This is a genomic window from Nocardia blacklockiae (assembly GCF_015477355.1).
Taxonomy (GTDB): Bacteria; Actinomycetota; Actinomycetes; order Mycobacteriales; family Mycobacteriaceae; genus Nocardia; species Nocardia blacklockiae.
In genome coordinates this window covers 367,420-382,970 of record NZ_JADLRJ010000004.1, presented here as the reverse complement: position 1 = coordinate 382,970, position 15,551 = coordinate 367,420, and the positions used below count along the sequence as shown (strand labels likewise).

1 protein-coding gene (running past one end of the window) is annotated in these 15,551 nt (G+C 71.0%); it reads left to right on the top strand.

Annotated elements, in window-relative coordinates; genetic code table 11:
* Window positions 1–15,551 carry the end of a non-ribosomal peptide synthase/polyketide synthase gene (locus IU476_RS14730; protein ID WP_195100451.1) on the top strand. 36,433 nt of this gene lie to the left of the window's left edge, so the window shows 15,551 of its 51,984 coding nt (coding positions 36,434–51,984); its start codon lies beyond the left edge, outside the window; it ends in the stop codon at window positions 15,549–15,551.

Genomic DNA, 15,551 nt, shown 5'->3' with positions numbered 1-15,551 from the left:
TGTCGGGCATCCAGCTGACCCGCGGCTACCACGCGCGCCCGGGCCTCACCTCCGACCGGTTCGTCGCCCACCCGTACGTGGCGGGCGAGCGCATGTACCGCACCGGTGACGTGGTGCGCTGGACCGAGAACGGTGAGGTCGAGTACGTCGGCCGCTCCGACTTCCAGGTCAAGGTGCGCGGTTTCCGCATCGAACTGGGCGAGATCGACACCGCGCTCACCTCGCACGAGACCGTCGACTTCGCGGTCACTGTGGGCCACAGGACCGAGGTCGGCTCGACCATCCTGGTCTCCTACGTGCGCCCGGTCGCCGGTCGCTCGGTCGACGTGAACGAGCTGCGCGACTACGTCGGCGGCACGCTGCCGGAGTACATGGTCCCGACGTCGATCATGGTGCTCGACGAGATCCCGCTGACCCCGGTCGGCAAGCTGGATCGCCGCGCGCTGCCGGAACCGGTCTTCACCGCACGCGAATACCGCGCTCCCGCCAGCGAAACCGAGGCGATCATCGCCGAGGTGTTCGCCGATGTGCTCGGCCTCGAGCAGGTCGGCCTGGACGACTCGTTCTTCGCCCTCGGCGGCGACAGCATCCTGTCGATCCAGCTGGTCTCGCGGGCCAAGGAGCGCGGCGTGGTGTTCACCCCGCGCGACGTGTTCGAGCAGCGGTCGGTGGCCGGCCTCGCCGAGGTCGCGGCCTCCGGTGCGGCCGCCGAACGCGTGCGCCTGGACGAGCTGCCCGGCGGCGGTGTCGGCGACATCCCGCTGCTGCCGGTGATGTCGCAGTTCCTCGCCAGCGGCTCGACGTACCAGCGGTTCTCGCAGTCGATGACGCTGCGGCTGCCCGACGGCATCGACCGCCCCACGCTGGTCGCGACGATCGGCGCGGTCTTCGACCACCACGACGTGCTGCGCACCCGCCTGCTCGGCGACCTCGAAAACGGTTGGGAATTCGAGGCTCTCGACAAGGGCGCGGTGGACGTCGACGCCCTGCTGCGCCGGGTGGACGTGCCCGCCGGAACCTCCGACGCGGAACTGACCCGGCTCGCGAGCGCGGAATACGATGCGGCACTGGGCCGTCTGGATCCGGCGAACGCGGCCATGGTGCAGTTCGTCTGGTTCGCCTTCGCCGACGACGACAAGCGGTCCGCCGCGGCCCGCCGCGACGTACTCCTCATCGCCGGTCACCACTTCGTGGTCGACGGCGTGTCCTGGCGCATCCTGATCCCGGACTTCGCCATGGCGTGGTCGCAGGTGGTCGCGAACCAGCCGGTCACCCTGCCCGCCAACGGCACCTCCATGCGCCGCTGGGCGCACGCCCTGGTCGAGGAGGCCGCGGCGCCGGACCGCGTCGCGGAACTGCCGTTCTGGCAACAGGTTTCGGCCACGCCGGATCCGCTGCTGGGCGCGCGCGCCTTCGATCCCGCGATCGACACCAACGCGACCGTGGAACGGGTGCAGGTCACCCTCCCGGCCGACGTCACCGACGCCGTGCTGACCGCCATCCCGAGCCTCTACCACGGCGGCGTCAACGACGGCCTGCTGTCGGCGCTGGCCATGGCCATCGGCAAGCTGCGCGGTGAACAGGCCGGCTCGGCCGCGCTGATCCGCCTCGAGGGCCACGGCCGCGAGGAGACCGTCGTTCCGGGCGCCGACCTGTCGCGCACGGTGGGCTGGTTCACCAGCGTCTACCCGGTCCGCCTGGACCTGGCGGGCGCGGACCTGACCGACGCCTTCGCGGGCGGAAAGTCGTTGGGCCACATCGTCAAGTCGGTCAAGGAGCAGCTGCTCGGCGTCCCGGACAAGGGCCTGGGCTACGGCCTGCTGCGCTACCTGAACCCGGCGACGGGCGCGGAGCTGGACACCGTCGGCCAGGTCAGCTTCAACTACCTGGGCCGCGTCTCCGCCGGGGACGTGCCCGAGGCGCTGGCCGAACTGGGCTGGGTGCCGGTCGCCGACCTCGGCGAGCTGGACGCCCTCATGGACGCCGACATGCCCGCCAACGCGACGATCGACATCAACGCGATCGTCACCGACGGCGACGACGGCCCGCAGCTGGGCGCGACCTTCGCCTACCCGACCGGCCTGCTGGACGAGGCGACGGTGCGGGAGTTCGCGGACCTGTGGATCGCGGCGCTCACCGCGCTCGCCACCCACGCGCAGCGTCCCGACGCCGGTGGCCACACCCCGTCGGACCTGCCGCTGGTGCGCGCCACGCAGTCCGATGTCGAGGGCTGGGAAGCGCAGTACCCGCGCCTGGTCGAGGTCTGGCCGCTGTCGACACTGCAGTCCGGTCTGCTGTTCCACGCGCTGCTGACCCAGTCGACGTTCGACGTGTACACCATCCAGGCCGTGGTCAGCCTGGGCGGCACGCTCGACACCGGCCGGCTGCGGGTCGCCGCGCAGGCCGTGCTGGAGCGCTACCCGAACCTGCGGACCGCGTTCGTCGCCGACGTCGAGGGCAACTCCGTCCAAGTGGTGCTCGACCACGTCGACGTGCCGTGGCACGAGGTCGATCTCACCGGCCTGCCCGCCGACGAGCGCGACGCCGAGCTGACACGCCTGGTGGCACAGGACCGGGCGAAGCACTTCGACCTGTCCGCGCCGCCGCTGCTGCGCTTCACGGTGTACCGCACCGCGGGCAACGCCTGGCAGCTGGTCATCACGACCCACCACATCCTGCTCGACGGCTGGTCGATGCCGCTGCTGATGCGGGACCTGCTGGTGCTGTACGCGGTGCGCGGCGACACCTCCGCGCTGCCGCGCCCGGCTTCCTACCGCAACTACCTGGGCTGGCTGGCCGCGCGCGACAAGCAGGAGTCCCTGGACACCTGGCAGCGGGCCCTGGCCGGGGTGGACGAGCCGACCCAGCTCGCGCCGCAGACCACGCTCGACGAGACCTACGAGATCGGCAAGCGGGTCGTCGAGATCGACGCCGACCGCACCGAGCGCGTCAAGCGCCTGTGCGCCGAACTCGGCATCACCGTCAACACGCTGGTGCAGGCCGCGTGGGGTGTGCTGGTCGGTCGCATGACCGGTCGCGACGACGTGGTGTTCGGCGCGACGGTGTCGGGCCGCCCGGCCGAGCTGCCCGGCATCGAATCGATGGTCGGCCTGTTCATCAACACGCTGCCCGTGCGGGTGTGGGTGGACGACCGCGCGACCGTCAGCGAGCTGCTGACCCGCCTGCAGGGCCAGCAGGCGGACCTGCTGGACCACCACTACGTCGGCCTCACCGACATCCAGCGGGTCGCGGGCATCGGCGCGCAGTTCGACTCGCTGCTGGTGTTCGAGTCGTACCCGGTGGACAAGGACGCCATCGCCGCGACCAGCTCCATCGACGGCATGTCGGTGACCGACGCGGGCATCAACGACGACACGCACTACCCGATCACGGTGATGGTCACCGCCGAGTCGACCATCGTGCTGACCCTCAAGCACCTGCTGAGCCGGATCACCGCCGACGAGGTGGGCGCGATCGCCGACCGGCTGCAGCGGATCGTCGACGAGTTCGTCGCCGACCCGAAGGGCCGCGTCGCCGACATCGACGTCTTCGGCAATGCCGAGCGCGACCGAGTCCTGGTGGAGTGGAACGACACTCGCCACGAGGTCGCGCCGGAACTGCTGCTGGACGGCTACCGGCGCACCGCCGCCGCGCACCCGGACCGGGTCGCGGTGGTGTACGAGGGCGAGCAGCTGACCTACCGCGAGTTCGACGAGCGCGTGAATCGCCTGGCGCGCCACCTGATCTCGCAGGGTGTCGGTGCGGAAACGCTGGTCGCCCTGGGCATCCGGCGTTCGCTGGATCTGGTGGTCGGCATGTACGCCGTGCTGACCGCCGGCGGCGCGTACGTGCCGCTGGACCCGGACCACCCGGCCGAGCGCATCGCCTACGTGCTGGAGACGGCGCGGCCGGTGTGCGTGCTGTCGCGGACCGTGGAGAATGTGCCGCTGCCCGAGGGCATCACGGTGCTCGACGTCGACACCCTCGACCTGAGCGCGGTCGATGCGAGCCCGGTGCGGCCCGACGAACTGCTGCGTCCGGTTCTCGCGGACAACCCGGCGTACGTCATCTTCACCTCCGGTTCCACCGGTCGCCCCAAGGGCGTGACGGTCTCGCACGCGGCGATCCAGAACCAGATCTCCTGGATGCTGGACGAGTACGGGCTCGGCATCGACGACGTGTACCTGGAGAAGACCGCCACGGTGTTCGACGTGTCGCTGTGGGGCTACTTCATGCCGCTGCGCGTCGGCGCCAAGCTGGTCGTGGCCACCCCGGACGGTCACCGCGACCCGGCGTACCTGGCGGAAACCATTGCCGCGCAGGGCGTCACGTTCACCGACTTCGTGCCGTCGCTGCTGGCCGTGTTCGCCGCGGAGCTGACGCCCGGCAGCGTGCCGTCGCTGCGCACGGTGTTCGCGGCCGGTGAGGCGCTGCCGCCGGAGACGGTCGCCGCGCTGCGTGCTGCCTCGGATGCCGAGGTGCACAACGTCTACGGCCCGACCGAGGCCGCGGTCACCGTCACGCACTGGCCGGTGAGCGGCGCGGAGCGCCGTACCGTCCCGATCGGCTTGCCGCAGTGGAACACTCGCCTCTACGTGCTGGATTCGCTGCTGCGGCCGGTACCCGAGGGCGTCGCCGGTGAGCTGTACCTGGCCGGTGTCCAGCTGGCGCGCGGCTACGCGGCGCGACCGGACCTGACCGCGGATCGCTTCGTGGCCAACCCCTTCGGCACCGGCGAGCGCATGTACCGCACCGGTGACCTGGTGGTGTGGCGCGAGATCGACGGCCGGGGCGCGCTGGAGTACGTGGGCCGCACCGACTTCCAGGTGAAGGTCCGCGGCTACCGCATCGAACTGGGCGAGATCGACAGCGCCCTCACCTCGCACGCGGACATCGACTTCGCCGTCACCCTCGGCCGCAAGACCGAGGCGGGCACCGACATCCTGGTGTCCTACGTGCACGCGACGCCGGACCACACCGTGGACGTGGCCGAGGTGACCGCGTACCTGTCCGGCCGCCTGCCGGAGTACATGGTGCCGACGGCGATCGTGGTGCTCGACCGGATCCCGGTCACCGCGGTCGGCAAGCTGGACCGCGCGGCCCTGCCGGATCCGCAGCTGGCGTCGCAGGAGTTCCGCGCGCCGACCAGCGAGATCGAGGCGACCATCGCCGAGGTGGTGGCCGAGGTGCTGAGCCTGGAGCGGGTCGGCGTGGACGACTCCTTCTTCGCGCTCGGCGGCGACAGCATCCTGTCGATCCAGCTGGTGTCGCGGGCCAAGGCCCGGGGCGTGGTGTTCTCGCCGCGCGACGTGTTCGAGCGGCGCACCGTGGCCGGGCTGGCCGAGGTGGCCACCACCGGCGCGGACGCCGAGCGGGAGCGGCTGGCCGAGCTGCCCGGCGGCGGCGTCGGCGACATTCCGGTGCTGCCGTTCATGGCATCGGTGCTGGCGAAGTCGGACGCGAACTCCTACCAGCGGTTCTCGCAGTCGATGACGCTGCGCCTGCCCGTCGGTATCGACCGCGCGACGCTGGTCGCGACCCTCGGCGCGGTGTTCGACCACCACGACGTGCTGCGGACGCGGTTGCGTGGCGATGCCGAGAACGGCTGGGCCTTCGAGGCTTTGGAGCGGGGCGCGGTCGATGTCGACGCGCTGATCCACCGGGTCGAGCTGCCCGGCGACATCTCCGACGAGGAGCTGTCGCGGGTCGCGAACGCGGAATACGATGCGGCACTGGGCCGTCTGGATCCGGCGAACGCGGCGATGGTGCAGTTCGTGTGGTTCGAGTTCGGTGCCGCCGAGTCGGCGACCGCCGAGGGCTCCGCCGCTCCGGCCGACCGTCCCGGCGTGCTCCTGATCGCCGCCCACCACTTCGTGGTCGACGGCGTGTCGTGGCGAATCCTCATCCCGGACTTCGCCGTCGCGTGGTCGCAGCTCGCCGCGGGCCAGCAGGTCGCCCTGCCCGCCAACGGCACTTCGATGCGCCGCTGGGCGCACGCGCTGGTCGAGCAGGCGTCCGAGCGGACCACGGAACTTCCGTTCTGGCAGCAGGTTTCGGCGACGCCGGATCCGCAGCTGGGCTCGCGGGCCTTCGATCCGGCCGTGGACACCAACGCCACCGTGGAGTCGGTGCGCGTGAGCGTGCCCGCGGCGGTCACCGACGCGGTGCTCACCGCCATCCCGGGTCTGTACCACGGCGGTGTGAACGACGGTCTGCTGTCGGCGCTGGCGATGGCCGTAACCCGTTGGCGCGAGACCCCAGAGAGCCGTACCTCTTCGGTACTGGTCCGGTTGGAGGGCCATGGCCGCGAGGAAGAGGCCGTCCCGGGCGCGGACCTGTCCCGCACGGTCGGCTGGTTCACCAGCGTCTACCCGGTGCGCCTCGACCTCGGCGACGCCGACCTGACCGACGCCTTCGCGGGCGGAGAAGCGTTGGCCCGCATCGTGAAATCGGTCAAGGAGCAGGTGCTGGCGGTGCCCGGCAAGGGCCTCGGCTACGGCCTGCTGCGGCAGCTGAACCCGGAGACCGCCGAACTGCTCGGCGACACCGGGCAGATCAGCTTCAACTACCTGGGCCGCGTTTCCGTCGCCGACGTCCCCGCGCAGTTCGCCGAACTGGGCTGGGTGCCGGTGGACGACCTGGGCGAGCTGTCCGCGGTGATGGACGCCGACATGCCGGCCAACGCCGTGCTCGACATCAACGCGATCGTCACCGACGGCGACGAGGGCCCGCAGCTGGGCGCGTCGTTCGCCTTCCCGTCCGGTCTGCTGACGCGCGAGCAGGTGCAGGAGTTCGCCGACCTGTGGGTCGCCGCGCTCACCGCGCTCGCCGAGCACGCCACCCGACCGGAGGCCGGCGGCCTCACCCCGTCGGACCTGCCGCTGGTGCGCACCACGCAGTCCGACATCGAGGTCTGGGAGCGGCAGTACCCGGCGCTCACCGACGTGTGGCCGCTGTCCGCGTTGCAGTCGGGCCTGCTGTTCCACGCCATGATGAGCGCGACCACGGTCGACGTGTACACCCAGCAGGCGGTCGTCGAGTTCGCGGGCGCCCTCGACGTCGAGCGGCTGCGCGTCGCGGCGCAGGCCATGCTGGAGCGCTACCCGAACCTGCGGGCGATCTTCGTCGCGGACTCCAACGGCGAGCCGGTGCAGATCGTGCTCGACCGCGTCGAAGTGCCTTGGGAGGTCGTGGATCTCACCGAACTGCCGGAGGAGCACCGCGCCGAGCAGCTGCACCAGCGGCTCGAGACGGACCGCCTGACGCACTTCGACATGACCACGCCGCCGCTGCTGCGCTTCGCGGTGTACCGCACGGCCGAGGCGTCGTGGCACCTGTCGATCACGGCACACCACGTGCTGTTCGACGGCTGGTCGATGCCGCTGCTCATGCGGGATCTGCTGGTGCTGTACGCGGTGCGCGGCGACGCCTCTTCGCTGCCGCGGGTGCCCTCGTACCGGAACTTCCTGGCCTGGCTGGCTGGGCGGGACCGGGACGCCTCGCTGCGGGCCTGGGCGCACGCGCTGGCCGGTGTGGACGAGCCCACTCAGCTTGCGCCGCAACCGAAGCCGGACGAGACCTACGCGCTCGGCAAGCAGGTCGTGCACCTCGACGCCGACTACACCCGCCGCGTGCAGGAGTTCTGCGCGGACCTCGGCATCACCGTGAACACGCTGATCCAGGCCGCGTGGGGTGTGCTGGTCGGCCGGATCACCGGCCGCGACGACGTGGTGTTCGGCGCGACCGTGTCGGGCCGCCCGGCCGAGCTGCCCGGTATCGAGTCGATGGTGGGTCTGTTCATCAACACGCTCCCGGTCCGGGTGCGGGTGGACGACAAGGCGACCGTCGGCGAACTGCTGACCCGCCTCCAGGGTGAGCAGGCCGACCTGCTCGAACACCACTACGTGGGCCTGACCGACATCATGCGGGTCGCGGGCATCGGCGCGCAGTTCGACTCGCTGCTGGTGTTCGAGTCCTACCCCGTCGACAAGGACGCCATCGCCGCGTCCAGCTCCATCGACGGCGTGACGGTGGCCGGCGCGGGCATCAGCGGCGGCACCCACTATCCGATGACGCTGCTGGTCAAGGCCGAGCAGACCATCGAGATCGTGCTCGAGCACCTGCTGAGCCGCTTCAGCGCCGACGAGGTGGAGACACTCGCCACGCGGCTGCTGCGGATCGTGGACGAACTGCTGGCCGGGACGAGCCGCCGGGTCCGCGACATCGAGGTGCTCGACGAGACCGAGCGCGATCGAATTCTGCTGGACTGGAACGACGTTCGCGAGGACGTCGCGCCGGAACTGCTGCTGGACGGCTACCGGCGCGCGGTGGCCGCGCACCCGGACCGGGTCGCGGTGTCCTACGAGGGCGAGGAGCTGACCTACCGGGAGTTCGACGAGCGCGTCAACATCCTGGCGCGGCGGCTGATCTACCAGGGCGTCGAGGCGGAATCCCTGGTGGGCCTGGCGATCCGGCGTTCGCTGGATCTGGTGGTCGGCATGTACGCGATCATCACGGCGGGCGGCGCGTATGTGCCGCTGGATCCGGATCATCCGGCCGAGCGCATCGCGCACGTGCTGGAGACCGCGCAGCCGGTGTGCGTGCTGACCCGCACCGCGGACCAGGTGCCGGTGCCCGACGGCGTCGAGGTGCTGAACCTGGACACCGTCGACGTGGACGGCTTCGACGGCAGCCCGTTGGAAGCCGACGAGCTGATGCGCCCGGTGCTGCCGGAGAACCCGGCCTACGTGCTGTTCACCTCCGGCTCGACCGGCCGGCCGAAGGGTGTGGCGGTCTCGCACGCGGCGATCAACAACCAGATCACCGTCATGCTGTCGGCCTACCCGATGACGCCCGAGGACGTGTACCTGCAGAAGACGCCGACGACGTTCGACGTCTCGCTGTGGGGCTACTTCATGACCCTGCGGGCCGGGGCGAAGCTGGTCGTGGCTACCCCCGACGGCCACCGCGATCCGCTGTACCTGGCGGAAACCATTGCGGCGCAGGGCGTCACGTTCACCGACTTCGTGCCGTCCATGCTGACCGTGCTCGCCACCCACACCGCGGCCGGCGCGCTGCCGACGCTGCGCACCGTGTTCGCGGCCGGTGAGGCGCTGCCGCCGGAGACCGTCGCCGCGGTGCACGCCATCTCCGACGCGGCCGTGCACAACCTGTACGGGCCGACCGAGGCCGCGATCACCGTGGCGCACTGGACCGCGACGGGCACCGAGTCCCCGAGCGTGCCGATCGGTTACCCGGAGGCGAATTCGCAGCTGTACGTGCTGGATTCGCGGCTGCGGCCGGTGCCCGCCGGTGTCGTGGGCGAGCTGTACCTCGCCGGTGACCAGCTGGCGCGCGGCTACCTGCGGCGGCCGGACCTCACCTCGGATCGGTTCGTGGCCAACCCCTTCGGGACCGGCGAGCGCATGTACCGCACCGGCGACGTCGTGGTGTGGCGCGAGATCGACGGCAAGGGCGTGCTCGAGTACATCGGCCGCGCCGACTTCCAGGTGAAGTTCCGCGGCCAGCGCATCGAGCTGGGCGAGATCGAGTCGGTGCTGCTGGCGCAGCCGTCGGTCAGCCAGGCCGCGGCGCTGGTGGTGTCCTCCGAACTGGGCGACCAGCTGGTGGTCTACGCGGTGCCCGCGCCCGGCGAGCGGCTCGACCAGAGCCGCCTGCTGGAGGCGGCCATGCAGCGGCTGCCCGCGTACATGGTCCCGTCGCAGATCATCGAGCTGGCCGAGTTCCCGCTCAACCCGAGTGGCAAGCTGGACCGCAAGGCCCTGCCGAAGCCGACCTTCACCCAGCGCGAGTTCCGCGCGCCGTCGACCCCGATCGAGGAGATCGTGGCGGGCGTGTTCGCCGAGGTGCTCGGTGTCGAGCGGATCGGCGCCGACGACGACTTCTTCGCCCTCGGCGGCAACTCGCTGATCGCCACCCAGGTCATCGCACGCGTCGGCGCGGCGGTGGGCAGCCGGGTGCCGGTGCGGGCGCTGTTCGAGCGGTCGACGGTGACCGGGTTCGCGGCGGCGATCGAATCGCAGACGCGCGACTCCGGCGCCCCGGCACTCGGCAGTATCGAACGGCCGGAACAGATTCCGCTGTCGCTGGCGCAGCAGCGGATGTGGTTCCTGAACCGGTTCGATCAGCAGTCGGCGGCCTACAACGTGCCGATGGCGGTTCGGCTGACGGGCGAACTGGATCTGCCCGCGCTGCGCGCCGCGGTCGGCGACGTGGTGGCGCGGCACGAGGTGCTGCGCACGGTGTACCCGGAGACCGACAGCACCCCCGTGCAGGTGATTCTGCCGGTGGCGCAGGCGGTTCCGCAGGTCGAGTTCCGGACCGTCGCCCCGGCGGACATCGAGGCCGCGGTGCTCGAGGTGGTGTCGAGCTCGTTCGACGTCACCACCGAGGTGCCGCTGCGCGTGGCCGTCTTCGAGGTCGAGACCGGAAACGACAGCGCCGCACGGGAATACGTGCTGGCGATGACGGTGCACCACATCTCCGGCGACGGTTCCTCGATGGCGCCGCTGACCCGCGACATCATGACCGCCTACGCGGCCCGCGCCGCCGGTGAGGCCCCGAGCTGGGCCCCGCTGGCCGTGCAGTACGCCGACTACGCCCTCTGGCAGCGCGCGCTGCTCGGCAGCGAGGACGATCCGGAATCGCTGGCTGCCAAGCAGATCGGCTACTGGCGGGCGGAACTGGCCGACCTGCCGGACCGCCTGGACCTGCCGACCGACCGCCCGCGGCCCGCGGTGCAGTCGTTCACCGGCGCCAAGGTCGACATCGAGATCGACGCCGAACTGCACCGGGCGCTGGCCGAGCTGGCGCGCGGCGAGAGCGCGACGCTGTTCATGGTCGTGCACACCGCCTTCGCGGTGCTGCTGGCCCGGTTGTCGGGCACCGACGACATCGCGATCGGTACGCCGATGGCGGGTCGCGGCGAGCGCGAACTCGACGACCTGATCGGCATGTTCGTCAACACCCTGGTGTTCCGCACCCGGGTGGACGCGGGCGCGCCGTTCGCGGAACTGCTTGCGCGCCAGCGCGAGTCCGATCTCCAGGCGTTCGCGCACGCGGACGTGCCGTTCGAGCGGCTGGTCGAGGTGCTCAACCCGGTCCGGTCGACCGCGCACCACCCGCTGTTCCAGGTGGGCCTGTCGTTCCAGAACCTGGGCCGGACCAGCCTCGAGCTGCCGGGCCTGAGCCTGTCGGGCGTCGACTTCGACACCCAGCTCTCGCAGTTCGACCTGCACTTGATCGTGTCGGACGGCTACGACGAGTCGGGTGCGCCGGCCGGTATCGGCGGCGTGCTGACCTACGCCACCGATCTGTTCGACGCGGCGACGGTCGAGGGCTTCGCCGAGCGGTTCGTGCGGATGCTGCGCGAGATCGTGGCCGTCCCGGCGACGCCGGTGGGCGACCTCGAGCTGCTGCGCGGCGACGAGCGGGCGACGCTGGTCGACGAGTGGAATGCGACCGCGCACGAGGTGGACGGGTCGCTGACCTTGGCCTCGCTGCTGGATCGCACTGTCGCGGCGACGCCGGAGGCGGTGGCGCTGGTGGGTCCGGACGGGTCCGCTGTCACCTACGCCGAGCTCGGTGAGCGGGTGAATCGTCTTGCGCGGCATTTGGTTTCGCTGGGTGTGGGGCCGGAGTCGCGGGTGGCGTTGGCGTTCCGCCGGTCGGTGGATCTGGTTGTGGCGATGTATGCGGTGTCGGTGGCCGGTGGTGCGTATGTGCCGGTGGATCCGGATCAGCCTGCCGAGCGGGTGGGTTACATTCTGGAGACCGCTGCTCCGGTGTGTGTGCTGACCAATGCGGACAGCGGCTTCGAGGTCGCGGAAGGCTCAGCCGAGGAAGTTTCGGCCGCTCCGGAGGTCGTCCGGATCGACGAGCTGGAACTGTCGGAGCTTTCCGGCGAGCGGGTCGTGGACGCCGAACGCGTTGCGCCGCTGCGGCCTTCGAACACCGCGTACGTGATCTTCACGTCGGGTTCGACGGGCCGCCCGAAGGGTGTGGCGGTGCCGCACGCGGCGATCGTCAACCAGTTGCTCTGGGAGACCGCAGAATTCGGCCTGACCGCCGACGACGCGGTGCTGCTCAAGACGGCCGCGACCTTCGACCTGTCGGTCTGGGAGTTCTGGACGGCGGCGGTGTGCGGTGGCCGACTGGTCATCGCGACCGCTGACGGGCACCAGGATCCGGAGTACCTGAACGACCTGATGCGCCGCGAGTCCGTCACCACGCTGCACGTGGTGCCTTCCATGCTCGACGCGCTGCTCACCGAATCCGGTGGGGCGTTGACCGAGTCGCTGCGGCGGGTGCTGGCCATCGGCGAGGCGCTGCCGGGCGCGACGGCGCAGCGGTTCCGCCGCGGCAACACGGCGGGCCTGTTCAACCTGTACGGGCCGACCGAGGCCGCGGTCTCGATCACCAGTCACGAGGTCGGCGACGCGGACCAGGTGTCGGTGTCGATCGGTGCGCCGGAGTGGAACAGCCGGGTCTACGTCCTCGACGCCAGGCTGCGGCCGGTGCCGGTCGGTGTGCCGGGCGAGCTGTACCTCGCCGGTGCGCAGCTGGCCCACGGCTACTTCGGCCGCCCGGATCTGACGGCGGATCGGTTCGTGGCCAACCCCTTCGGGGTAGTTTCCGCGGAGAACGGGGCGGCAGCGGGCGAGCGCATGTACCGCACCGGTGACCTGGTGGCCTGGAACGCCTCCGGCGAGCTGGACTACCTGGGCCGCACGGACTTCCAGGTGAAGATCCGCGGTTTCCGCATCGAACTGGGCGAGATCGAGGCCGCGCTGCTGGCGCTGCCGGAGATCGCGCAGACGGCGGTGCTCGCGAAAACCGATGCGCGCCTGGGCGATCGGCTGGTGGCGTACCTGGTGCCGACCGCTGCGTCGGTACCGCAGCTGGAGGCCGACGCCTCCGACGGTGCGCAGGCGGACGCCGATGCTCCCTCGGGTGTCATCGACCTCGATCACGTGAAGTCCGAACTGGCAGCGGCACTTCCGTCCTACATGGTGCCCTCGGCGTTCGTGGTGCTGGATGCGCTGCCGCTGAACGCCAACGGCAAACTGGACCGGAAGGCGTTGCCGGAGCCCGAGTTCGAGACCACGGCCTACCGCGCCCCGTCCACCCCGACGGAGCAGACCCTGGCCGAGGTGTTCGCGGATGTGCTGGGCCGCGAGGAGATCGGCGTCGACGACGACTTCTTCGCCGTCGGCGGCAACAGCATCCTGTCGATCCAGCTGGTGTCGCGGGCCAAGGCGCGCGGCATCCGGTTCGGCGCCCGCGAGGTGTTCGAGCAGCGCACCGTCGCCGGACTCGCGGCGATCGCGCGCCTGGGCGACGCCGACGACCTGGAACTGCCGACCGGCCCGCTGGTGCGGGTCGACCCGGCCGACGCCGAGACGTGGGAGCGGACCTACCCCGGCATGACCGAGGTGTGGCCGCTGTCGCCGCTGCAGTCGGGTCTGCTGTTCCACGCGCTGATGACGCAGTCCACCGTCGACGTGTACAGCCAGCAGGCCGCCATCGACTTCACCGGCGACCTGGACGTCGAGCGGCTGCGCGCGGCGGCGCAGGGCATGGTGGACCGGTACGCGAACCTGCGGGTGGCGTTCACCACCGACCGGGACGGCCAGCCGGTGCAGATCGTCCTCGACGATGTCGAAGTGCCTTGGCGCACCGTCGATCTCAGCGAAGGCGACGAGGCCGAGCTGGAACGGCAGCTGCTGTCGGAGCGGGCTGCCCGCTTCGACATGGCCACCGCGCCGCTGCTGCGGTTCGCGCTGTTCCGCACGGCCGAGGACCACTGGCGACTGGCCATCACCGCGCACCACATCCTGTTCGACGGCTGGTCGATGCCGCTGCTCATGCGGGATCTGCTGGTGCTGTACGCGGTGCGCGGCGACACCACGGTGCTGCCGCCCGCCGGCTCCTACCGCGACTTCCTGGCGTGGCTGTCCACGCGCGACCGGGACGCGTCGCTGCGGGCCTGGGCGGAGGCGCTGTCGGGTGTGGACGAGCCGACCCAGCTCGCGCCGCAGCCGCGCTCGGTGGAGAACTACGAGATCGCCAAGCTGGCGGCCACGATCGACGCCGAGCAGACCCAGCAGCTCACCAAGTTCTGCGCGGACCTCGGCATCACGGTGAACACCCTGGTCCAGGCCGCGTGGGGCGTGCTGGTCGGCCGCCTCACCGGGCGCGACGACGTGGTGTTCGGCGCGACGGTCTCGGGTCGTCCGCCGGAGCTGCCGGGCATCGAGTCGATGGTGGGTCTGTTCATCAACACGCTGCCGGTGCGGGTGCGCGCCGACGGCCGGCGGACCGTGGCCGAGCTGCTGACCGGGTTGCAGCGCGACCAGGCCGCGCTGCTCGACCACCACTACGTCGGGCTCACCGACATCCAGCGGGTGGCGGGCGCGGCCGCCGGATTCGACTCGCTGATCGTGTTCGAGTCGTATCCGGTGGACAAGGAGGCCATCGCGGCCGCCAGCTCCATCGACGGCGTGTCGGTGACCGGGGTTGGGTTCGAGGGCGGCACGCACTACCCGCTGACCCTCATGGTGACCGAGGAGGCCACCATCGGCCTGAGCCTCGAGTACCTCACCAACCGGTTCACCGCCGACGAGGTGCAGACCCTGGCCAACCGGTTGCGCTGGGTGCTGGCGGCGCTGGCGCGCGACCCGCAGGCGCCGGTCGGCGACATCGACATCGTCGATCCCGCCGAGCGGGCCCGCCTGCTCGCCGAATCCGGGGTCACCGCAACCGATTCCGCGCAACCGGCCCGGGTCGGCGCGCGCACGGTGGCCAAGGCGCTGGGTGAAGTGGTGGAGGAGGATCCGCAGGCGCCGGCGCTGCTGTCCGGCGGTGCGGAAACCCCGTACCACGTGGTGGATTCGCGGTCGTCGCGACTGGCGCGGGTGCTGATCTCGCGCGGCGTGGGCCCCGGCGACATCGTCGCGGTCGCGCTGCCGCGGTCGGTCGACGCGGTGGTCGCGGTGTGGGCGGTGCAGAAGGCCGGTGCGGCGGCGCTGTTCGCCGAGGGCCTGTCCTTCGGCGAGATCGTCTCCGCCAAGGCAGGTTTCGGCATCACTCAGGAACCGGCGGCCAGCTCGGTGCGCTGGCTGGTCCCGTCGGACCCGAAGGTGGAGGCGGAACTGGCCGCGGCCCCGACCCACCCGGTCTCCTACGCCGACCGGGTCCGCCCCCTGAACGAGGACCACCCGGCCTTCGTCTACCGCACCCCGGACCGCACCTGGGTCACCCTCACCCAGGAAGAGGCCCTCGACCGCGCCGACGCCCTGCGCGAGGAGAACGCACTCGACTACGAGTCGACCACGTTCACCACCGCCACCGGCGGCCCCGCCGCCGTCACGGAATTCCTCGCCTGGTCCACCACCGGCGCCCTCTCGGTCCTCCCCACCGGAGACACCGAATCCGACCTCACCGACGGCGAGGTAACCCACTGGTTCGTCACCCCCGGCGAATCCACGGACCTCGCCGACGAGGAGACCCGAATCATCACCACGGACTAA